This is a genomic window from Pseudanabaena sp. PCC 6802, from assembly GCF_000332175.1.
Taxonomy (GTDB): domain Bacteria; phylum Cyanobacteriota; class Cyanobacteriia; order Pseudanabaenales; family Pseudanabaenaceae; genus PCC-6802.
Map to the genome: position 1 here is coordinate 2,119,459 of NZ_KB235914.1, position 16,099 is coordinate 2,135,557.

Genomic DNA, 16,099 nt, shown 5'->3' on the forward strand with positions numbered 1-16,099 from the left:
AATCAGAGTAAACAGACTTTTGTCATTTAAGCAACTGCGACAAATTGAACGTCTGGCAGAAAAGCCAGAATGATATCTTGTTCGGGAATGCCGTGGGCAACTAAATCCTGGGTAATACCGCGTTCCATACCATCGTATTCGATATAAACTTTCTCGTCCTGGAGAGTCACGTAGATCAGGTTACCGCGCACGCGCCGCCCCTTATCCCAGCCAACTTGCATGAGCGCAAAGCGGTTTTGCATGTCATCGAATACGGTCTCTAAACGAATGTCTCCGTGAGAAGGACGCAGTTGGGCGTAACGCGAAATTACCTGCTTGACGATCGCTTGATAGGTCTCGATGGTACCCATTGGCTTACCTCCTTTTTCTTTAAGTCTACAACAACAAGCTTGAGCGGCAGTTCGGCGATTACAAGTGTGCCAATCGGTTCGCTGAAAATGTCACTGTAAGTTGCTTCTGAAACAGCCAGGTATAGATCGCGTTCTGGATCGACCTGATTGAGCAACAGGCGATACAGGGTGTATTGCCCGATTGCTTGCTCTAGATCGGCAATCTGGGACTGACCGCGAAACTCTTTAATTTCGATCGCAATGCGCGTGTCCCCTTTTCTAGCACCAATAAAACCCGTGCGAGTGGTGGCAAAAGCACCAAGATCGACGAACAAAAAACGCTCGCCATAGGAGATCACGTAGGGATCGTCGGTGACCTCCCAACCATCTTTCGAGATCGCTTCCTTGACAACCCCATGAATCGAGTCTCTAACTGGCACTTTACCTCTATATTTCTACATCGTGAATTACCTTGACGACCACACCCCAAATTGTAAGTTCCATGTGCTTAGCAATATGTAAGGGTCTATAGTCATCGTTTTCAGGTTCGAGCGTAATCCGACCGTTGCGCTTCCTGAGTCGCTTGACAGTCAACTCATCATCGATGGAAGCAATGACGATACTACCATCCGATGGCTCGATCGCCCGATCCACAACCAACCAATCCCCAGAAAGGATATGAGCATCGATCATCGAATCGCCTTCCACTGGCAAGATAAAGGTCTCATCGGGATGCCTGGTCAACAAGCAAGCATCGAAATCATTATCGCGATAATCCTCAGTATGCACGGGATGTCCCGCCGAGATGGGGCACGTAAACATTGGTAATCGAGCCTTACTCAAAGGATCGAGCTTAAGAATAGCCTTAACTCGCATATAAACCTCACTTTCTGAAATGAGTACACTATTCATCGAACCACAAATCTCAATAAGAATCAATCAATTGGCTAGATTGCGAGGCATTTATGTCACTAATTCTTAATAATTGCTTTAGCATAAGCCTCCGAAATTTGCGCCTCACTAATCCACTGTTGATAGGTTTGCATGTGAACGTTAGGGGAGTGTCCGAGCATTTTTGCCATTACAGGGACAGGCATACTAAAGACGACGGTTCCGCGAACCGCATACGCATGTCGCAGATTGTACGGAGGAAATGGCAGTTTGTATCGACGGAATGCCTTGCAGACGCGATCGCCTAATTCTTTGTTCGCTTTAGCCACGCAGTTAGGTAGCTCAAGCGTGTCGATATCGATAAATTCTGCCCATTCTTGAGGAATTGGCAATACTTTACGACTGCCTGTTTTGCCTTCGGTCACGAGTATCTCTGGAAAGTTCGACACATCTAAATAGAAAATTTCGTGGGGGCGCAAACCATAGGCAGCCATCAACGTGTAAGCGTTTTGCCATTTGGGATTAGTAATGCGATCGCGCACTTCCAGGATCAGGTCATCGCTTGGCAGATCGCGCGCGCTTACTTTCGACGGCGAGTAGTTGCCCGTATAGCTAGTCAAGTCAAGTTCAATGCCCGAAAACTTAGCCAGAGCCGATAATGCCATACACGCACGGCGACGGCTGCGCGTATCGGGTTGAGAACTAAGCACCACCTGCATAATCCTATCTGTCGTCAGTGGATAGTCCTGTGGCAGTTGCTTGTAGACCGCAAGGTAATCATTGCGCCACGTACTCTCACTCTTTGCAGTGCGTTGCCGTTTCGCGAAATAGTCCTGCTCAAACCGTTGCACCCAGTCTGCCGTTGTTTCTGGCGCAGTATATTCGCGGATTTTGAGCCATTGCGACCAATTGAAAGTCTTGCTAATCAAACTGCCACGAATCGCGATCGCATCCTTCTCAGCTTGCTTGATTCCCGCTTCGCTGACAGGGTAGCTGAGGTAGATCCTTTGCTGATGGGGAAACTGATTCTTGCTATCCTCCTTCGGCGGTAACGTTCCTCTCAAGCACAAGCGATCGCGTTTAATTTCTAAGATCAAACCCACTTTCCCAGATTTGAGACGGTTATTAGCACGGTCTACAAGCTTCTCCGACATGGGACTAAATTGCATCCTAAAATAACGTCATACTATGTCATTTTATGGCAGGATGTGTCATGTAGGAAAGGGCTTACAAGCCTTGTAATGTCGAAACTACGTTAAATATGCTTCTGTCTCATAATCCGTAGGTCCCCAGTTCAAGTCTGGGTGCTGCTATTAAGAAAAAACGCAGTTTTCGCATCAGATATGGCTTCCAGAGCTTGTTTCTTCGTAGGCATCTGTTGTGAAAACTGCTACTTATGACAACAATTCGCACATTTTGGTTAAGCCACTGGCTTAAATTTAAGCCATAATTAAGCCAGTAAGCCATCGAAAATGACTGGCTTAATTAGGCAAGCCATGAACAGTACATCGAAAACTGAGACTAAGCTGAAGGCATCCCTGACAGAAGCCAATACACGGCTCAAGTTGGGTAAGTGTGGCATAGCGATCGCTCAACGTGGCGCTCGATTGTCCCTGGTTGCTACTTTACCCCCTAAGCCAAATAGTCAGCATACTAATTGGTATCAACAGCGCATCCCTCTGGGTATCTACGCCAATTTCGATGGCATCAGATTTGCCGAAGCAAAAGCCAAAGAGGTTGGAGCATTACTAGCCCAAGACAAATTTGACTGGTCGAAGGTAGCCGATATCGTAGGGACTGAAGAAACACCTAACAAACAGCCTCCTTGCTCTCAACTGGTTGAAACTTTAAAGGCTGAGTTTTTCGTGCGGGAAAAGCGCAGCCCCATTACGTGGAAAAAGGACTACGAAGCGGTCTACAACCACTTGCCACAGGAGCGACCATTGACCGAAGCAGTCATCCTGGAGATGGTTCGCGGTACAGAGCCGAACACGCGCCATCGCAAACGGTACTGCATCGCCCTCAATGCTCTTGCTAAGTTTGCAGGCGTGCAGGTAGATCTGAAGCCCTATTCGGGTAACTACTCGTCAACCAAGGTACAACCTCGCGACATTCCCAGCGACGAGGAAATTTTGCATTACTACCACGAGATCGTAAATCCAGAGTGGCGTTATGCCTATACTCTGTTGGCAGCATATGGCATACGTCCCAACGAACTTGGCTTTCTTTGTTTTGATGAGTTACCCACGCTAAAGGTAATCAAAGCTGCGAACACGACTAAGGGAAAAAGAGCAGATCGACAAATTTACCCATTGCCGCCCGAGTGGGTGAAAGAATTCAGTCTTGAGATCCCCCAAGCCTTACCAAACGTGCAAAGTTTTGGCGATCGCGCTTGCCATCGGTTTCAAGCTTACAAAATCCCGTTTCAGCCGTATGACCTGCGCCATGCGTGGTGCGTGCGCGGTACGGTGCGGCTCGGCCTGCCGATTCCTGTAATGGCAAAGATGGCAGGACATTCGCCCAAGGTGCATCTCGATACTTACCAGCAGTGGCTGGAGAATGAGGAGATTATCAAGGCATATCAGAAGATCCAGCCAGCTATGGAAATCATCGACTCATGAATTTACAAGAATTACAAAGCCTGGTGGCGAGAAGGGAATCTGAGACTCTGGAGTTTAAGCGCACAACTGGAGAGATGAAGGAAGGCTGCCAGACAGCCTGTGCCATGTTAAACGGTTTGGGGGGCTTTGTGCTTTTTGGCGTGCATGATAACGGCACTATTCAAGGGCAGCAAGTTTCTACCCGCACGATTGAGGATATTGTCAACCACATTCGCCTGAAAATAGAACCGCCAGCGTTTCCAGATATCGAGACTATTGCTCTGAGTAGTGGTATGGCAGTGGTGGTGGGAGCATCTCAACTTTGCACTGAGTAATAATGCTTAATATAGATGGGTAGCCAAAAGGGGGAAGAAATCAGAAGATAGGAATACGAGAAACCAACCCCAAGGAGAGCAACCATGACTCCAGAGCAGGAAAAAGAAATGCAAGCGCACGTTCAAGCTATTGCCGCCATCCTTTATCAGAATACACCATCGGAACAACTAACCAGCTTGGAAGGGATCGAAATCGCTGTGCGGCAGCAAATCCTCGAACATGTCAGCCCAGAAATAGGGAGTTTTTTATCCGCACAGTTACGGGCACAGAAGCAGGACGCCGCAGGCGAGTGCAAAGCAGCATCGGACAGCTCCACCTCACGCAAAAGCAAGCGCAGAAGCTCAAAGTAGCCCCCTATAGCCAGGTGAGCCCGTATGTGGAAAGATGTAGCCTGATCTTGAGTGCGAATGTATCCTACGAACAAGCCGCCAAAGACTTAGCCATGTTGATGGGAGTGCAAATATCGCGCAGTACACAACAGCGCCTGGTGCATCGCCATGAATTTAGCCCCCTAGAGGTAGAAGAGTCGGTCGAGGAATTAAGTGTCGATGGAGGCAGAATCAGACTGCGCACGCCACTTGGACAGCCAAGTGAGTGGAAGGACTATAAAGCTGTGAACTTGCATGGACAAGCCATATTTGCCACATTTCAAGATAACATTGCCTTAACAGACTGGGTAAATCGACAGCCTTTAGCAGATATGGTTACCTGTATTGGGGATGGACATGATGGGATTTGGAATATTATTGCCCAGATCTCTATACCTGATAGTCGCTATGAAATCTTGGACTGGTTCCATTTGGTGGAAAACCTGCATAAAATTGAGGCTACAGCTCAACTTTTGACTGGGGTCGAAGGAGAGTGCTCAGATTTTTGTGTAAGCGAGAAATAAGGTCAGTAATTTAAACGTCCTGGGAATAGGATAGCAAAATATGACAACGCTGCCTTCCAATCTTTAAGGGGGCGAGTCCAACGCTTGGCAATGTTATGCATGGCCAAGAACATGAGCTTTAAAGTGCTCCCCATTGTCAAGACAAAAAACTACAAAAATTAAGATAGGAAGTCGCGCAGATAAAGGGTAAGCAAAATAACTACATATTTACCTCCCTATCAGGGTTGTTTAAAATGAACTGTAGACGGGGGCTGATAGCCCAGAGACTGATGCAGTCTTTCATTGTTGTAGAAGTGGAAATATTTCTCCAATTCCTGCATCGCTTCTTTAACCGATGTATAAGCTTTTGGGTATACCTCCTCGTACTTCACCGATCGCCATAGTCTCTCTACAAATATGTTGTCTAACGCTCTTCCTCTGCCATCTTGGCTAACCGCTATCCCCTTTTCCTCTAATCTGCTAGTGAACGCCACACTGGTAAACTGACTGCCTTGATCGGAGTTGAATATCTTGGGTGTGTTCTGAGTCAAAGCCTTCTCCAAGGCGCTCAGGCAAAAGGTGATGTCCATCGTGTTGGATATTTCCCAAGACAGTACATACCTGCTATACCAGTCGATGACTGCTACCAAATAGATGTATCCTTGGGGCAGTGGAATGTAGGTGATATCTGTACTCCAGACTTGGTTGGGAGTCGTAATCTCCTCCTCCTTTAAAAGATAGGGATACTTTCTCACATTGTCTTTGGCTATACTGAGGTTTGGTTTGGGATAGATGGCCTCTAGACCCATCATTCGCATCAACCTTCTCACCCGTTTAGGGTTGACAACTTCACCTTGGGTCGCCAACCAGGCAGTCATTCTTCGCACACCGTAGAAGGGCGTTGCAGTGAACTGTCGGTCTAGCATCCGCATTAGTCTCAGGTTATGCTCGGTTTCTGGTTTGGGTTCGTAGTAGAAACTAGACCTTGCCAGTCCCAATAGTTCGCACTGCCTGCTGACAGAAATTGACAGATGCGCCGGTTCAACCAATTTTTTTCTCTCAGCTACTGACAATGCCAGATTTTTTTTTCACCCAGTCCAGTTCCACTTTGAGCTGACCTATTTGCTGGTAGAGCGCTGCAGTCAGATCCTCTTGTGTTTTTTGCTTCTGGCCTCGATTACTGGCAAAAAGGGTTGGTATTTCCTCTAGCAGTTGCTTCTTCCATAGTGTGACTTGTGTAGGGTGTACTTCTGCCTCACTAGCTATTTCGTTGATTGTTTTCAATCCTTTGGCTGCTTCTAGTGCGATTTTGGCCTTGAATTCCGCACTGTGTTTTTTTCGCTGCATTGTTTATAATTTCTCCATACTATTGTGGTGATGGTTGGCAGCTTTTCTATCTTAACCTCCTGTCCGATTTCTAGGGAGCATTATACTTGAAGACAGATTCCTCATCGGGGAAGACAGCCTTGGTTTTAATCACCTTGCGCAGGGAGCGATTGAGGGATTCAATGGCATTGGTAGTGTAGATGACTTTGCGGATGTCCATGGGATAGTCAAAGATGGGGATAATGTTCTGCCAATGGCGCAGCCAGATTTGGCTAATCGCGGGGTATAGGCGATCCCACTTGGCGGCAAAAGCCTCAAGCGCAGCTTCGGCTTCTGCCAAAGTGGCAGCATGATAAATGGGCTTGAGGTCAGCCACAACAGCTTTAGCGTCTTTCCAGGGCACATGACGCAAACAGTTGCGGATCAGATGCACAATACATAGTTGCACCTGGGTTTGCGGGAAAACAGCCTCAATCGCCTGGGGGAATCCCACTAAGCCATCGCAACAGGCAATCAGAATGGGAGCATCTCAGTTTTGCAAGGCAAGGTTAAGAGAGCCATTAAGGTAAGCAGAACGGTGTTTGAGGACTTGTGGCACATTATCACGGTTCCATTGAGCGCCAGAGATTTTGATGCGTCTAGCGATTTGCTTAACAGCAGATTCCACTGCGCCAGAACCAATAGAGCAAATCTGCTCGGTTTGGAAATACCAATAATCAGGAATACGATGGCGATGCTTGTGCAGATAAGCAATAAAATTGATGCTCTGAGGACTAGCTAAGTGATTGAGCTCAGCAATAGCTGCAGTCACATTACCCCGCCACAAAAAAGCTTCGACCCCAGTCAAAAGTTGAGCTGTAGCCTCAATTTTATGCAGGTTTTCCACCAAATGGAACCAGTCCAAGATTTCATAGCGACTATCAGGTATAGAGATCTGGGCAATAATATTCCAAATCCCATCATGTCCATCCCCAATACAGGTAACCATATCTGCTAAAGGCTGTCGATTTACCCAGTCTGTTAAGGCAATGTTATCTTGAAATGTGGCAAATATGGCTTGTCCATGCAAGTTCACAGCTTTATAGTCCTTCCACTCACTTGGCTGTCCAAGTGGCGTGCGCAGTCTGATTCTGCCTCCATCGACACTTAATTCCTCGACCGACTCTTCTACCTCTAGGGGGCTAAATTCATGGCGATGCACCAGGCGCTGTTGTGTACTGCGCGATATTTGCACTCCCATCAACATGGCTAAGTCTTTGGCGGCTTGTTCGTAGGATACATTCGCACTCAAGATCAGGCTACATCTTTCCACATACGGGCTCACCTGGCTATAGGGGGCTACTTTGAGCTTCTGCGCTTGCTTTTGCGTGAGGTGGAGCTGTCCGATGCTGCTTTGCACTCGCCTGCGGCGTCCTGCTTCTGTGCCCGTAACTGTGCGGATAAAAAACTCCCTATTTCTGGGCTGACATGTTCGAGGATTTGCTGCCGCACAGCGATTTCGATCCCTTCCAAGCTGGTTAGTTGTTCCGATGGTGTATTCTGATAAAGGATGGCGGCAATAGCTTGAACGTGCGCTTGCATTTCTTTTTCCTGCTCTGGAGTCATGGTTGCTCTCCTTGGGGTTGGTTTCTCGTATTCCTATCTTCTGATTTCTTCCCCCTTTTGGCTACCCATCTATATTAAGCATTATTACTCAGTGCAAAGTTGAGATGCTCCCTTGTGAAAGTGCTTAAACCAGAGTGGCGAGCAACGCCAACACCTGGAGCCAAGCCTAAACTCGGACTAGAAGACCGCATATTGGTTGCCTTCGAGTATTGGCGGGAATATCGCACCTACTTTCACATCGCCACTAGTTGGGGCATCAGCGAGTCTACAGTTTGTCGAATAGTGCATTGGGTAGAGGAGACTTTAATCCGCTCACGTCGCTTTCGACTACCTGGGAAGCGCCAGTTGGTGCGGGGCTTTGGGATACCTACAGTCGCGATCGTTGATGTGACTGAAACTCGCATTGAGCGTCCTAAGCGGCACCAACGTGCCTTTTATAGCGGCAAACAGAAAGGGCACACGCTCAAATGTCAACTCATAATTGACGCTCTTACTGGGCAGATTATCTGTACGTTTTTCGGCAAGGGGCGACGGCATGATTTCAAGCTGTTCAAAGCTTCTGGCATCCATTTCCATCCTCAAACCGAGAGTTTGCAGGACAAGGGTTATCAAGGCATCCAGAAACTGCATCTCTACTGCCGCTTACCCCACAAGAAACCGAAAGGTGGTCAGCTTGCGCCTGAGCAGAAAGCGTTCAACCGCCAACTTGCGCGCCAACGGGTTGGCATTGAGCATGTTAATCGCCGCTTGAAGATCTTCCGCATCTTATCTGGACGCTATCGCAATCGTCGTCACCGCTTTGGTTTGCGTTGCAATCTAATTGCTGGTCTCTACAATTTTGAACGCTCTCAAGGCTCCTCAGTTGGCTAATTTGCAAGAGGTCTATTATTTTGTGTGGTTCAGAGCTTAACCCCCTGTCCAGTTTTTGGGGTCCACCTCACTGTTCCTGTCCATCAAGGTCAAAAAACTCATCGGCGGCAAATTTTGGGAAGAGTGATAGCTGTTCTTCTGGTTCGCGCAATACTTCCAAGCGTCGTTCGAGAGTAGTACGAATGGCTCGCGTTGAGGAAGTCACTAGCCGTTGCATTAAAATCATCAAAAAGCCGACATAGCTTTGCTTTTGTTTGCGAGCTTGGTTATAGCCTTCACGGGCATAGTCGGTCACGGCATCATAGAGCCGCTTTTGATCGCGGTGTTGCGGTTGCCAAGCGATCGCGATCAGTTGCGTATGGCGCGGTTGAAACAAAGGTTTGCCTTGGGCATCGATCGCTCGGCGTTTGGGTATGCGGATTACATAAGGTTGTACGCGATCGCGAGTGACACTAGGCACGGTAGGGAATGCTTGGGAATCGAGCAACGACATCAAGCGATAAAAGGCTTCAGTCTTGCCTTGGTGTGGCGTTGCCGATAGCAAAAGTAAATAGGGGGCTGCCTCTGCCAGTCCTTGCCCTAGCCGAAATCTTGCTACGCGATCGCTACTGCCGCCCAGTCGATGTGCTTCATCCACAATCACCAAATCCCAGCCTGCGGCAACTAGATCGCCAAAGCGTTCTTGGTTATAGGTTGCCTGTTGCTTGAGCGATCGCCCCTTCCGATTTTCGATAGGCTTCACCGCATCCATCGGACAAATTACCTGTGCGTGTAGAGACCAAGGATTAATTGCCTCTGTGCCGTCTTCCCCTTGTGGGATAGTAAGAGATGATGGGTTTAGTACCAGCCGAAAGTCTTCGTTAAAGTGGGTTTTCATTTCGCTAACCCATTGGGAGACAAGTCCTTTAGGTGCGACGATCAGAATGCGCTTTGCTAGTCCGCGCAGTTTGAGTTCTCGTAAAATTAAGCCAGCTTCGATGGTTTTTCCCAAGCCCACCTCATCCGCCAACAGATAGCGCACGCGATCGCTCGACATAGCACGAGTCAAAGCTTGAATCTGGTGCGGTAGTGGAATCACCGAGGCTTCCATTGGTGCTAGCAGAATATCTTCGCTAAGGGCATCGGCAACTTTGGCCGCCGCCACTAGATAACGCAGGCGATCGCCACTATAACCAGCAATATCATCAAAACTTTGCAGCATCTCGGCGCGTAGTCTTACGATCGCATCCTGTTGCGTCAGCCAGACACGACAATAGGTTTGTCCAAATAGTTGTTGAACTTCAAAGATCTGACAGAGTTGCTGGTGTTCTATGCTCCAGTAGCGATCAGCTATTTTGATCATTAAGTCTTATCACAAGAATTTTAAGTTAAACAGAGTAATTCTGCACTGCTGAAGGCGCAGTTTCCAATGTTGCTTAACCCCACAAACCCAGAAGAGACACCTACTCAAAGTCAATATTTTCGTAAAGATCGGCTATTTGGATTGGCAAATCTATAAATCGCAAAGTAATCGTCACTGATGGATCGTCATATTCTGAGAAGAGCCATTGGTTGACCCCAGTTTTGACATGATGTTCCACATGAACACGGTATTGATCGACTAATAAATATTCCTGAAAGTTATCAATTGTGCGGTAGGCGACAAACTTTTCACTGCGATCGTAGTTTTGGGTGGATTTAGATAACACCTCTGTAATAAAGCAAGGATTAGTGATTGTGTCTTTTCGTCCAGGTTGCATTTCTAGAGGATTGGGAGCAACCATCACGTCAGGATATGTGTATTCTTTTAAACTTGGAATCCAGACACGCTGATCAACGTGAAAGACACGATACTCTTTTATTTTTAAGTTTGTTTTTAAGAGTGCTTTTAATAATATGTATATATTCCCAGAAATATCGTTATGATTTGGGGTTCCACCAGTCATCGGAATAATTTCTCCGTTACGATATTCGCTGCGAATATCCGAAACAACTTCTAGCTCTAGATATTCGTCAATAGTATAGTTTTTTTTAGTAAGTTGAGTAACCATGCTGTTTTACCTGCGATCGCTATCTATTCTAAACACAATAAATTAAATACATCATCCACTGTCACCCGCCAATTTAAAACGTCCAAAACAGGCAAAACATCCGCCCCAGACATTCTTTCAGGTAAGCGATCGCCTTCATAAACCATAATCAAATCTTGCGCTGGAGAAATTAGCCAACCAAGCTCAGAACCATTAGTAATAGCCGAACTGATTTTGTTCATTACCCGCAAAGGTGATTGATCTGGCGAAAGAATCTCAATAATCCAATCAGGAGCAATAGGAGCCGTATTCGCAATTCGTTTATTTTCTAAAAAAGGAATATTCGCCCAACGCATCACCGCAATATCAGGCACAATCGATATATCGCCAAAATTACAGCGTAACTCAGGAAATGCAAAAGCAAGTTTTTGAGGCTTACCAACTAGATTAATCGCAGTGGCAATTTCTACCTGAAAGGTACTGTGCTGAAACTGAGGCATAGGTTTCTGATAAATTTGACCATCAATATATTCACTGGCAGGTTGGGTTTCTGGTAAAGCCAAAAACTCTTCGATTGATAATGTGTTTGAGTTTAGCGGCTCACTCGCTTCTAAATTTTTGTACTTATCTGATGCGATCGCCATTACCTAAACCTCCATAAGAATCAGAAAGCTCATATACGCACTATATCAAAAACTTTAGGGTACACATTAAGCTTCTCCTAAGCGTGTTAAGGCATTATCGTAAAACATCAAGAGTTTTTCGTCTTCCTGAATGATTTTTTCGAGGCTGCTGTGTTTGCGAGCAACATCGACTATCTTGCGGAAATCCTTCTCAGCCCATGCTTTTTTGAAACCTGCGCGGATGGCTTCTAGGCGGAAGATTTTGAGCTTTTGGGTGGATTGGCGATATTCTTCAAACTCTTTGAGCAGAGACTGTTCGCGGAGTTTGTCGAGGTCGATTTGTTGATTGAGGTCGGGGACATAGTAGCGATCGCGTGCTGCTTCAACTAATAACAGGTCATCGGTTTCAAGGGGCTCATCGTCTGAATAAACAGCAACGAATTTAGCTTTGCTAACCTCAAGACAGTACTTGAGCAGGTCAGCTTTCTGGTTAACAGCGAGCGCGATCGCTCGTTTCTGTTCATCCGTCCAAAGTTGTGATGGCTGATGTTCGACAGATGCCTCAGTCTCAACCAGCTTGTAACCCTTGCCATCGTGAATTAGTTGCACGTCCTGACCCTTCTTAAGCAAGGAAATTGCATCGTCGGGTTTACCCCAGACCTTAACCTCTTCACCGCCAGCAGTAATTACTACATTGATGCGATCGCCGTGTCCGTAGTCCTTGGCTTTGCCAGCAGCATATTTAACCTTACCCGCAATGAGCGTTGCGCTTGTCATGGCTTAGACCTCCACACTCGCTTCATCGACAACCTGACCGAACTTGGTGAAGGTTTTCTGGATAGTTGGAGCTTGCATCTTGGGCGGCAAGTTAGCTTTGAGTTGCTCCTTTGCCAGCGAAAACAGGTACTCGCATACAGCCGATTCATCCTCATCGACATCTACTTCAGACCAGAGACTGACAGACATTTCCAGGGATTCGTAGTTACCGAGATTGAACTTTCGGGCATATGTAATAGAAGCAGTTTTGACTCTCATAGTTAGTAATTGTTCAAGTGTTGTACGAGTTCGTGATGCGGTGCTTGCAGCCAGTCGTGCGCGATGTCGAGGTAGTTAGCCATCGTTTCTTGATAAAAAGCATCGCGCTGGTCGGTGTCTAGATCCTGTGCTTGCGCTTGCTCTGCGGCGATGTCGTTAATGACCATTGCCAGAGCGCATTTATAGAGGTCGAGTTCGTTGATTTCCATTACGTCCTCAATCAGCAGCAAGTAAGTACAAGTCGGTACCGAACCAGTCGTTAAGCACGATTGCGGCACAGAAAAGCCGATCTACGCTCTTTGCAGCGGCAGGCTCTACTTCGGTCTCGTTGAGGAGTTCGCGGTCGTAGTTTGTGGTTTTCATGAGTTTGTCAGTTGGTCGTGTAAATGTGTCGGTGGTGGGGAGCGCTCGCTCCCCCAAGAAGCTAGAAATCGTCGATGTAGTCAGGATCGGGGTTGTAGGCGGCAAACAGCGCGTAGTCTTGTTGCTGTTCCTGCGTGTAGTAAATGCGATCGCCATCTTCAGCAAACCAGTAATCGTTAGCTGGCTGCGTAATGCGGGTGTTGATGCGCGTCTTAAGAATGAGAGCCTGACGGTCTAGCGCGTTGATGAGTAGATTTGTCATTGTTTTGATTCCTGAAATGTGATGTGTAGAGCGGGGGATTGAGGCTCCCCCTTGCCTTTGCGGTCTTACCAGTTGCCGTCTTGAACGCGGGTGTTGTATTCGATGCGTAGGGCTAAGCGTTGCTCGGCGGTGAAGGCTTGCCATTGCTTTTTGGTAAAACCCATCAGTTCGTAGGTAGGGGTTTTATCGGTGAAAGGAACGGGACGATCTAAGTGGTAGCCTTGCTTGGTAGAGGGTTGGCGGTGTGGGTTCGTGCGTGTTAGCATTGTTGAAAGCTCCTTTTTGGGGTGTTTGTTTTTTGCAAAGGCGATCGCTGATTCTTGGTCGGAGAGGCGGTCGCTTTTGTTGTGGGTTAATTACTTAACTTATTACCAATAATAGTACTACTATAAGTAGTAGTCAACAATAGTAGTATTACAATTTGTGGTAGAGTTGCGGCAGCTTTATAAGAGATTCTTATTACTTTATGTAGTAGTAAAAATCGTAGTATCACTTATTATGGTAGTGTCGAGCTTGTGATGCCTGTGAAACTTAGACTAAAAGAAGTCAGAGAGGAGAAGGGTTTGTCCCAGTTTGAGTTAGCTCAACTAACAGAAATGTCTCCACAAAATATCCAAAAACTAGAGCAAAGCAGAAGCAAAGGCATTCAGTTTGATACGCTTGAACGCCTTTGCACTGCCCTAGAAGTGGACATTAAAGACTTGCTAGTTCTAGTTCCTCGCTGACCAATTGGCTCCTAAAAAATTAAAAGCCGTCGTGTTGCCCTGAAGAAGTTACATGACGGCTACCCCGTTTATAAAGAGGTACTTACATTATGCCCACAAACACTGACTCCCAAACAACCGAAATCAGCCACAAGGTTCCCGAAGACCTAAAGCCCGAACTTGACGCATATGTCCAAACTGGCGAAGCATTGGGGTGTAAGATACGCGATCGCGTTGCCAACGAACTTACTAGTCCTGCTTTTCGCTTGTGTCACTGCTTAAGCAAGATAGAGGACATTGCCGCACTGCTGCACGTGTTGTATCGCTCGTCATTGATGGAAGACGACGTTACACACGATGAAATCATCAACAAAGGTCTTGCGGAATATGGCGATTCTGCCTTAGTCGCACTCATTAACGAGGAAGTTAAAAGCCTGTACGAGGAGCTTAAGGACATAGCTAAAGCAATTCGTGCTTGATTAGCGCTCTGCCACCAAATCCGACAACGTTGTCGGATTTGCTCGTCTTGAAGGTTGTAGGATTCTATAAGCTTTTGTTTTATCAGACGGCAGAAAGATGTATGTCACAAACACCAGAGAGTAAAGCTACTCGCGCTACTGTGCAGATTGGCTCTTTAACCGTCGATGGCTTCATGCTGTCTGATGGTAGTTACAGGATGAGTCAGACGCAGGCAGCAAAGTGTATTGGGAAACCCGAAATTAACGCCCGACGCTTTTTGGAATCAAAAGCGATCAGATCCTTGCTAGGAGAAGGTTATACGCCCGACACCGTAGAGATAGAATCAGAGGTCAGGCAAGTACGAGGTCAGAGTAGATTTAATGCTCTTCCTCTTGAGGCTGGAGTTTAGACTAAAAAGTGGTAAAAAGCAGCCAGCCATTGCAGACTGACCGCTTGATGATGGAAGCTGAAAAGACTATAAAATCAACAGCTTCATCATGATTAGTTTGGATAAACTTGAGCAATTTCGCAAGTACACGTACGAAATTATAGGGAACGGGAGAGATGCGCTGTTCGACTTGATGGATGCGGTACTGACGAGTCGGAGTGTTTCATCGTTTGTGGAACTTTCGTTAAGCCCATTATTTCGGAGGGAGTGGTCGAGTATCTATGAAGCACTGCAAGATAGTCATCCTCCACGTGAAGACTTGATGAAGCAATACATACAGCAAATGCCGGCAGCAGAGGTGACGATATTGGCGGGCGACCATACAGCCTGGTCGCGTCCCTATGCGGTGACATTACAAGAACGCACCTACGAACATCAACCTCAACCGGGAGTAGGAAGCAAACCTGTTACGGTGGGGCAAGGATACAGCACAATTGCCTGGATTCCAGAGTCAGAAGGGAGTTTTGCCTTACCGTTGCGGCATGAGCGGATCACCAGTTTCGAGAACCCGATTCAGAAAGCCGCTAGTCAGTTACGCTTGGTTTGTGCGGAAATTCCTGGGACTGTGCTTTTCCTGGGGGATGGCGAGTATGGGTGCGCACCATTTTTGCAGCAAACAGCAGACATCCCGTGTATCAAGCTGCTCAGGCTACGCCCCAACCGGGTTCTGTATCATGCCCCAAAGGATTACGAGGGGCATGGGCGACCCCATAAGCATGGAGAGAAATTTAGCCTCAAAGACTCTGACACTTGGTCTATTCCCCAAGCAGACATCACAATTGCAGAGCCTAAACTGGGACGATTGCAAATTCGTCGATGGCCAAACCTGCACTTAAAGCAAGCCGCAGACCATCCCTTTACACTCATTCTGGTCGAACGTCTTGATATGCCTGAATCGAAACCCCTGTGGTTGATTTGGGTCGCTAAAGACGAGCCAATCTTGAGTGAGGTATGGCAAAAATATCTGCGCAGATTTGCCATTGAGCATTGGTATCGCTTGGTGCGTCAACGTCTCCATTGGACAATCCCTCAGCTTTCTACCCCTGCTCAGATGGAGACTTGGTCGGACTTGATGCCTTTACTTACTTGGCAATTGTGGCTCGCTCGTGAACTTGTCCAAGACTCTCCTCTGCCTTGGCAGAAACCGATGACTAAATTGTCTCCTGGTCGAGTTGCAAATGCTTTTGCTTTAGTTTTGGTCAGGATTGGCTCTCCTTCCCCTGACCCTAAACCTCGCGGTAAGTCTCCAGGTTGGCCTCTTGGGAAAAAACGAACCCAACGGATTCGTTATCCTACTGTCAAAAAACGCTATGCCAAGCCCCTCAAAAAAGCTTCCGCTGCAACTGCTTAGCTCAACTTCTTCCCTTT

Annotated in this window: 22 protein-coding genes and 4 pseudogenes; 9 read left to right on the forward strand and 17 right to left on the reverse strand. The window is 47.1% G+C overall.

The genetic code is table 11. The features are described from left to right. Window positions 1–26: 26 nt before the first annotated feature. Genes PSE6802_RS0115110 through PSE6802_RS0115125 form a run of 4 tightly spaced genes read right to left on the reverse strand, consistent with a single transcriptional unit; the run spans window position 27 to window position 2,374 of the window. Entirely contained in the window at window positions 27–350 is a 324-nt protein-coding gene (locus PSE6802_RS0115110; protein WP_019500898.1) for a XisI protein, read from the reverse strand. Then, complete coding sequence (locus PSE6802_RS0115115; RefSeq protein WP_019500899.1) at window positions 308–769, reverse strand: XisH family protein; 462 nt, start codon at window positions 767–769, stop codon at window positions 308–310. Before PSE6802_RS0115115 ends, PSE6802_RS0115110 begins: the two co-directional genes overlap by 43 nt. Window positions 770–776: 7 nt before the next feature. Further along, window positions 777–1,241, reverse strand: coding sequence for a LexA family protein (locus PSE6802_RS0115120; protein ID WP_019500900.1), 465 nt, complete (start codon window positions 1,239–1,241; stop codon window positions 777–779). 59 nt (window positions 1,242–1,300) lie between these two features. After that, complete coding sequence (locus tag PSE6802_RS0115125) at window positions 1,301–2,374, reverse strand: site-specific integrase (protein ID WP_019500901.1); 1,074 nt, start codon at window positions 2,372–2,374, stop codon at window positions 1,301–1,303. A 318-nt stretch (window positions 2,375–2,692) separates the two neighbouring features. Between PSE6802_RS0115125 and PSE6802_RS0115130 the strand changes: the two genes are divergently transcribed. From PSE6802_RS0115130 to PSE6802_RS29120, 4 genes are all read left to right on the forward strand, one after another. After that, window positions 2,693–3,841 carry a site-specific integrase gene (locus PSE6802_RS0115130; protein WP_019500902.1) on the forward strand — a complete coding sequence of 383 codons (1,149 nt, stop codon included), beginning with the start codon at window positions 2,693–2,695 and terminating at the stop codon, window positions 3,839–3,841. Then, window positions 3,838–4,155: an AlbA family DNA-binding domain-containing protein gene (locus PSE6802_RS0115135; RefSeq protein ID WP_019500903.1), complete on the forward strand. Its 318-nt coding sequence runs from the start codon at window positions 3,838–3,840 to the stop codon at window positions 4,153–4,155. The genes PSE6802_RS0115130 and PSE6802_RS0115135 overlap by 4 nt, the downstream gene beginning before the upstream one ends. An 84-nt stretch (window positions 4,156–4,239) precedes the next feature. Next, window positions 4,240–4,506 (forward strand): hypothetical protein, encoded by a 267-nt coding sequence (locus PSE6802_RS0115140; RefSeq protein WP_019498094.1) that lies wholly within the window; start codon window positions 4,240–4,242, stop codon window positions 4,504–4,506. 47 nt (window positions 4,507–4,553) lie between these two features. Then, the gene (locus PSE6802_RS29120; RefSeq protein ID WP_156815540.1) at window positions 4,554–5,048 is read left to right on the forward strand and encodes a hypothetical protein; all 495 of its coding nucleotides are present in this window, start codon (window positions 4,554–4,556) and stop codon (window positions 5,046–5,048) included. 2 nt (window positions 5,049–5,050) lie between these two features. Here the strand turns inward: PSE6802_RS29120 and PSE6802_RS35850 are convergent. The 4 genes and pseudogenes from PSE6802_RS35850 to PSE6802_RS0115165 all read right to left on the reverse strand — a co-directional run. Beyond that, window positions 5,051–5,176: pseudogene (locus tag PSE6802_RS35850) on the reverse strand (IS256 family transposase); the annotation flags it as partial. Between the two features lie 90 nt (window positions 5,177–5,266). Further along, window positions 5,267–6,374, reverse strand: a protein-coding gene (locus PSE6802_RS32675) for an IS3 family transposase (RefSeq protein WP_156815370.1) whose coding sequence is annotated in 2 segments (ribosomal slippage) — window positions 5,267–6,106 and window positions 6,108–6,374 — 1,107 coding nt in all. Because the reading frame shifts where the segments join, the coding sequence is not laid out codon by codon here. Between the two features lie 85 nt (window positions 6,375–6,459). After that, a pseudogene (locus PSE6802_RS0115160) lies at window positions 6,460–6,873 on the reverse strand (IS256 family transposase); the annotation flags it as partial. Between the two features lie 9 nt (window positions 6,874–6,882). After that, window positions 6,883–7,958 (reverse strand): ISKra4 family transposase gene (locus tag PSE6802_RS0115165; RefSeq protein WP_156815358.1). Its coding sequence is split into 2 segments (ribosomal slippage): window positions 6,883–7,800 and window positions 7,803–7,958, totalling 1,074 coding nucleotides; the frame shifts between segments, so codons are not numbered across the junction. A gap of 108 nt (window positions 7,959–8,066) precedes the next feature. Here PSE6802_RS0115165 and PSE6802_RS29125 point away from each other — a divergent pair. Beyond that, window positions 8,067–8,828, forward strand: a pseudogene (locus PSE6802_RS29125) (IS5 family transposase); the annotation flags it as partial. A gap of 70 nt (window positions 8,829–8,898) precedes the next feature. Here the strand turns inward: PSE6802_RS29125 and PSE6802_RS29130 are convergent. From PSE6802_RS29130 to PSE6802_RS0115220, 9 genes and pseudogenes are all read right to left on the reverse strand, one after another. Further along, window positions 8,899–10,170 (reverse strand): annotated as a pseudogene (locus tag PSE6802_RS29130) (DEAD/DEAH box helicase); the annotation flags it as partial. A 100-nt stretch (window positions 10,171–10,270) separates the two neighbouring features. Then, window positions 10,271–10,858 carry a Uma2 family endonuclease gene (locus tag PSE6802_RS0115185; protein ID WP_019500908.1) on the reverse strand — a complete coding sequence of 196 codons (588 nt, stop codon included), beginning with the start codon at window positions 10,856–10,858 and terminating at the stop codon, window positions 10,271–10,273. A 23-nt stretch (window positions 10,859–10,881) separates the two neighbouring features. Further along, window positions 10,882–11,481 carry a Uma2 family endonuclease gene (locus PSE6802_RS0115190; RefSeq protein WP_019500909.1) on the reverse strand — a complete coding sequence of 200 codons (600 nt, stop codon included), beginning with the start codon at window positions 11,479–11,481 and terminating at the stop codon, window positions 10,882–10,884. Between the two features lie 66 nt (window positions 11,482–11,547). Then, window positions 11,548–12,237: a hypothetical protein gene (locus tag PSE6802_RS35380; RefSeq protein WP_019500910.1), complete on the reverse strand. Its 690-nt coding sequence runs from the start codon at window positions 12,235–12,237 to the stop codon at window positions 11,548–11,550. Between the two features lie 3 nt (window positions 12,238–12,240). After that, window positions 12,241–12,495: a hypothetical protein gene (locus PSE6802_RS0115200; RefSeq protein ID WP_019500911.1), complete on the reverse strand. Its 255-nt coding sequence runs from the start codon at window positions 12,493–12,495 to the stop codon at window positions 12,241–12,243. A gap of 2 nt (window positions 12,496–12,497) precedes the next feature. Continuing rightward, window positions 12,498–12,704, reverse strand: a complete 207-nt coding sequence (locus PSE6802_RS0115205) for a hypothetical protein (RefSeq protein WP_019500912.1) — start codon at window positions 12,702–12,704, stop codon at window positions 12,498–12,500. 7 nt (window positions 12,705–12,711) lie between these two features. Then, window positions 12,712–12,858 (reverse strand): hypothetical protein, encoded by a 147-nt coding sequence (locus tag PSE6802_RS33500; RefSeq protein ID WP_019500913.1) that lies wholly within the window; start codon window positions 12,856–12,858, stop codon window positions 12,712–12,714. Window positions 12,859–12,919: 61 nt separating this feature from the next. Next, window positions 12,920–13,120: a hypothetical protein gene (locus PSE6802_RS0115215; protein ID WP_019500914.1), complete on the reverse strand. Its 201-nt coding sequence runs from the start codon at window positions 13,118–13,120 to the stop codon at window positions 12,920–12,922. Between the two features lie 65 nt (window positions 13,121–13,185). Beyond that, window positions 13,186–13,386: a hypothetical protein gene (locus PSE6802_RS0115220; protein ID WP_019500915.1), complete on the reverse strand. Its 201-nt coding sequence runs from the start codon at window positions 13,384–13,386 to the stop codon at window positions 13,186–13,188. 252 nt (window positions 13,387–13,638) lie between these two features. Between PSE6802_RS0115220 and PSE6802_RS0115225 the strand changes: the two genes are divergently transcribed. From PSE6802_RS0115225 to PSE6802_RS0115240, 4 genes are all read left to right on the forward strand, one after another. Then, window positions 13,639–13,845 carry a helix-turn-helix domain-containing protein gene (locus PSE6802_RS0115225; protein ID WP_019500916.1) on the forward strand — a complete coding sequence of 69 codons (207 nt, stop codon included), beginning with the start codon at window positions 13,639–13,641 and terminating at the stop codon, window positions 13,843–13,845. Window positions 13,846–13,934: 89 nt separating this feature from the next. Beyond that, on the forward strand, window positions 13,935–14,303 hold the full coding sequence (locus PSE6802_RS0115230; protein ID WP_019500917.1) for a hypothetical protein: 369 nt from the start codon (window positions 13,935–13,937) through the stop codon (window positions 14,301–14,303). A gap of 101 nt (window positions 14,304–14,404) precedes the next feature. After that, window positions 14,405–14,692 carry a hypothetical protein gene (locus PSE6802_RS29135; RefSeq protein WP_051050580.1) on the forward strand — a complete coding sequence of 96 codons (288 nt, stop codon included), beginning with the start codon at window positions 14,405–14,407 and terminating at the stop codon, window positions 14,690–14,692. 88 nt (window positions 14,693–14,780) lie between these two features. Further along, entirely contained in the window at window positions 14,781–16,082 is a 1,302-nt protein-coding gene (locus PSE6802_RS0115240; RefSeq protein ID WP_019498766.1) for an NF041680 family putative transposase, read from the forward strand. Window positions 16,083–16,099 lie beyond the last annotated feature (17 nt).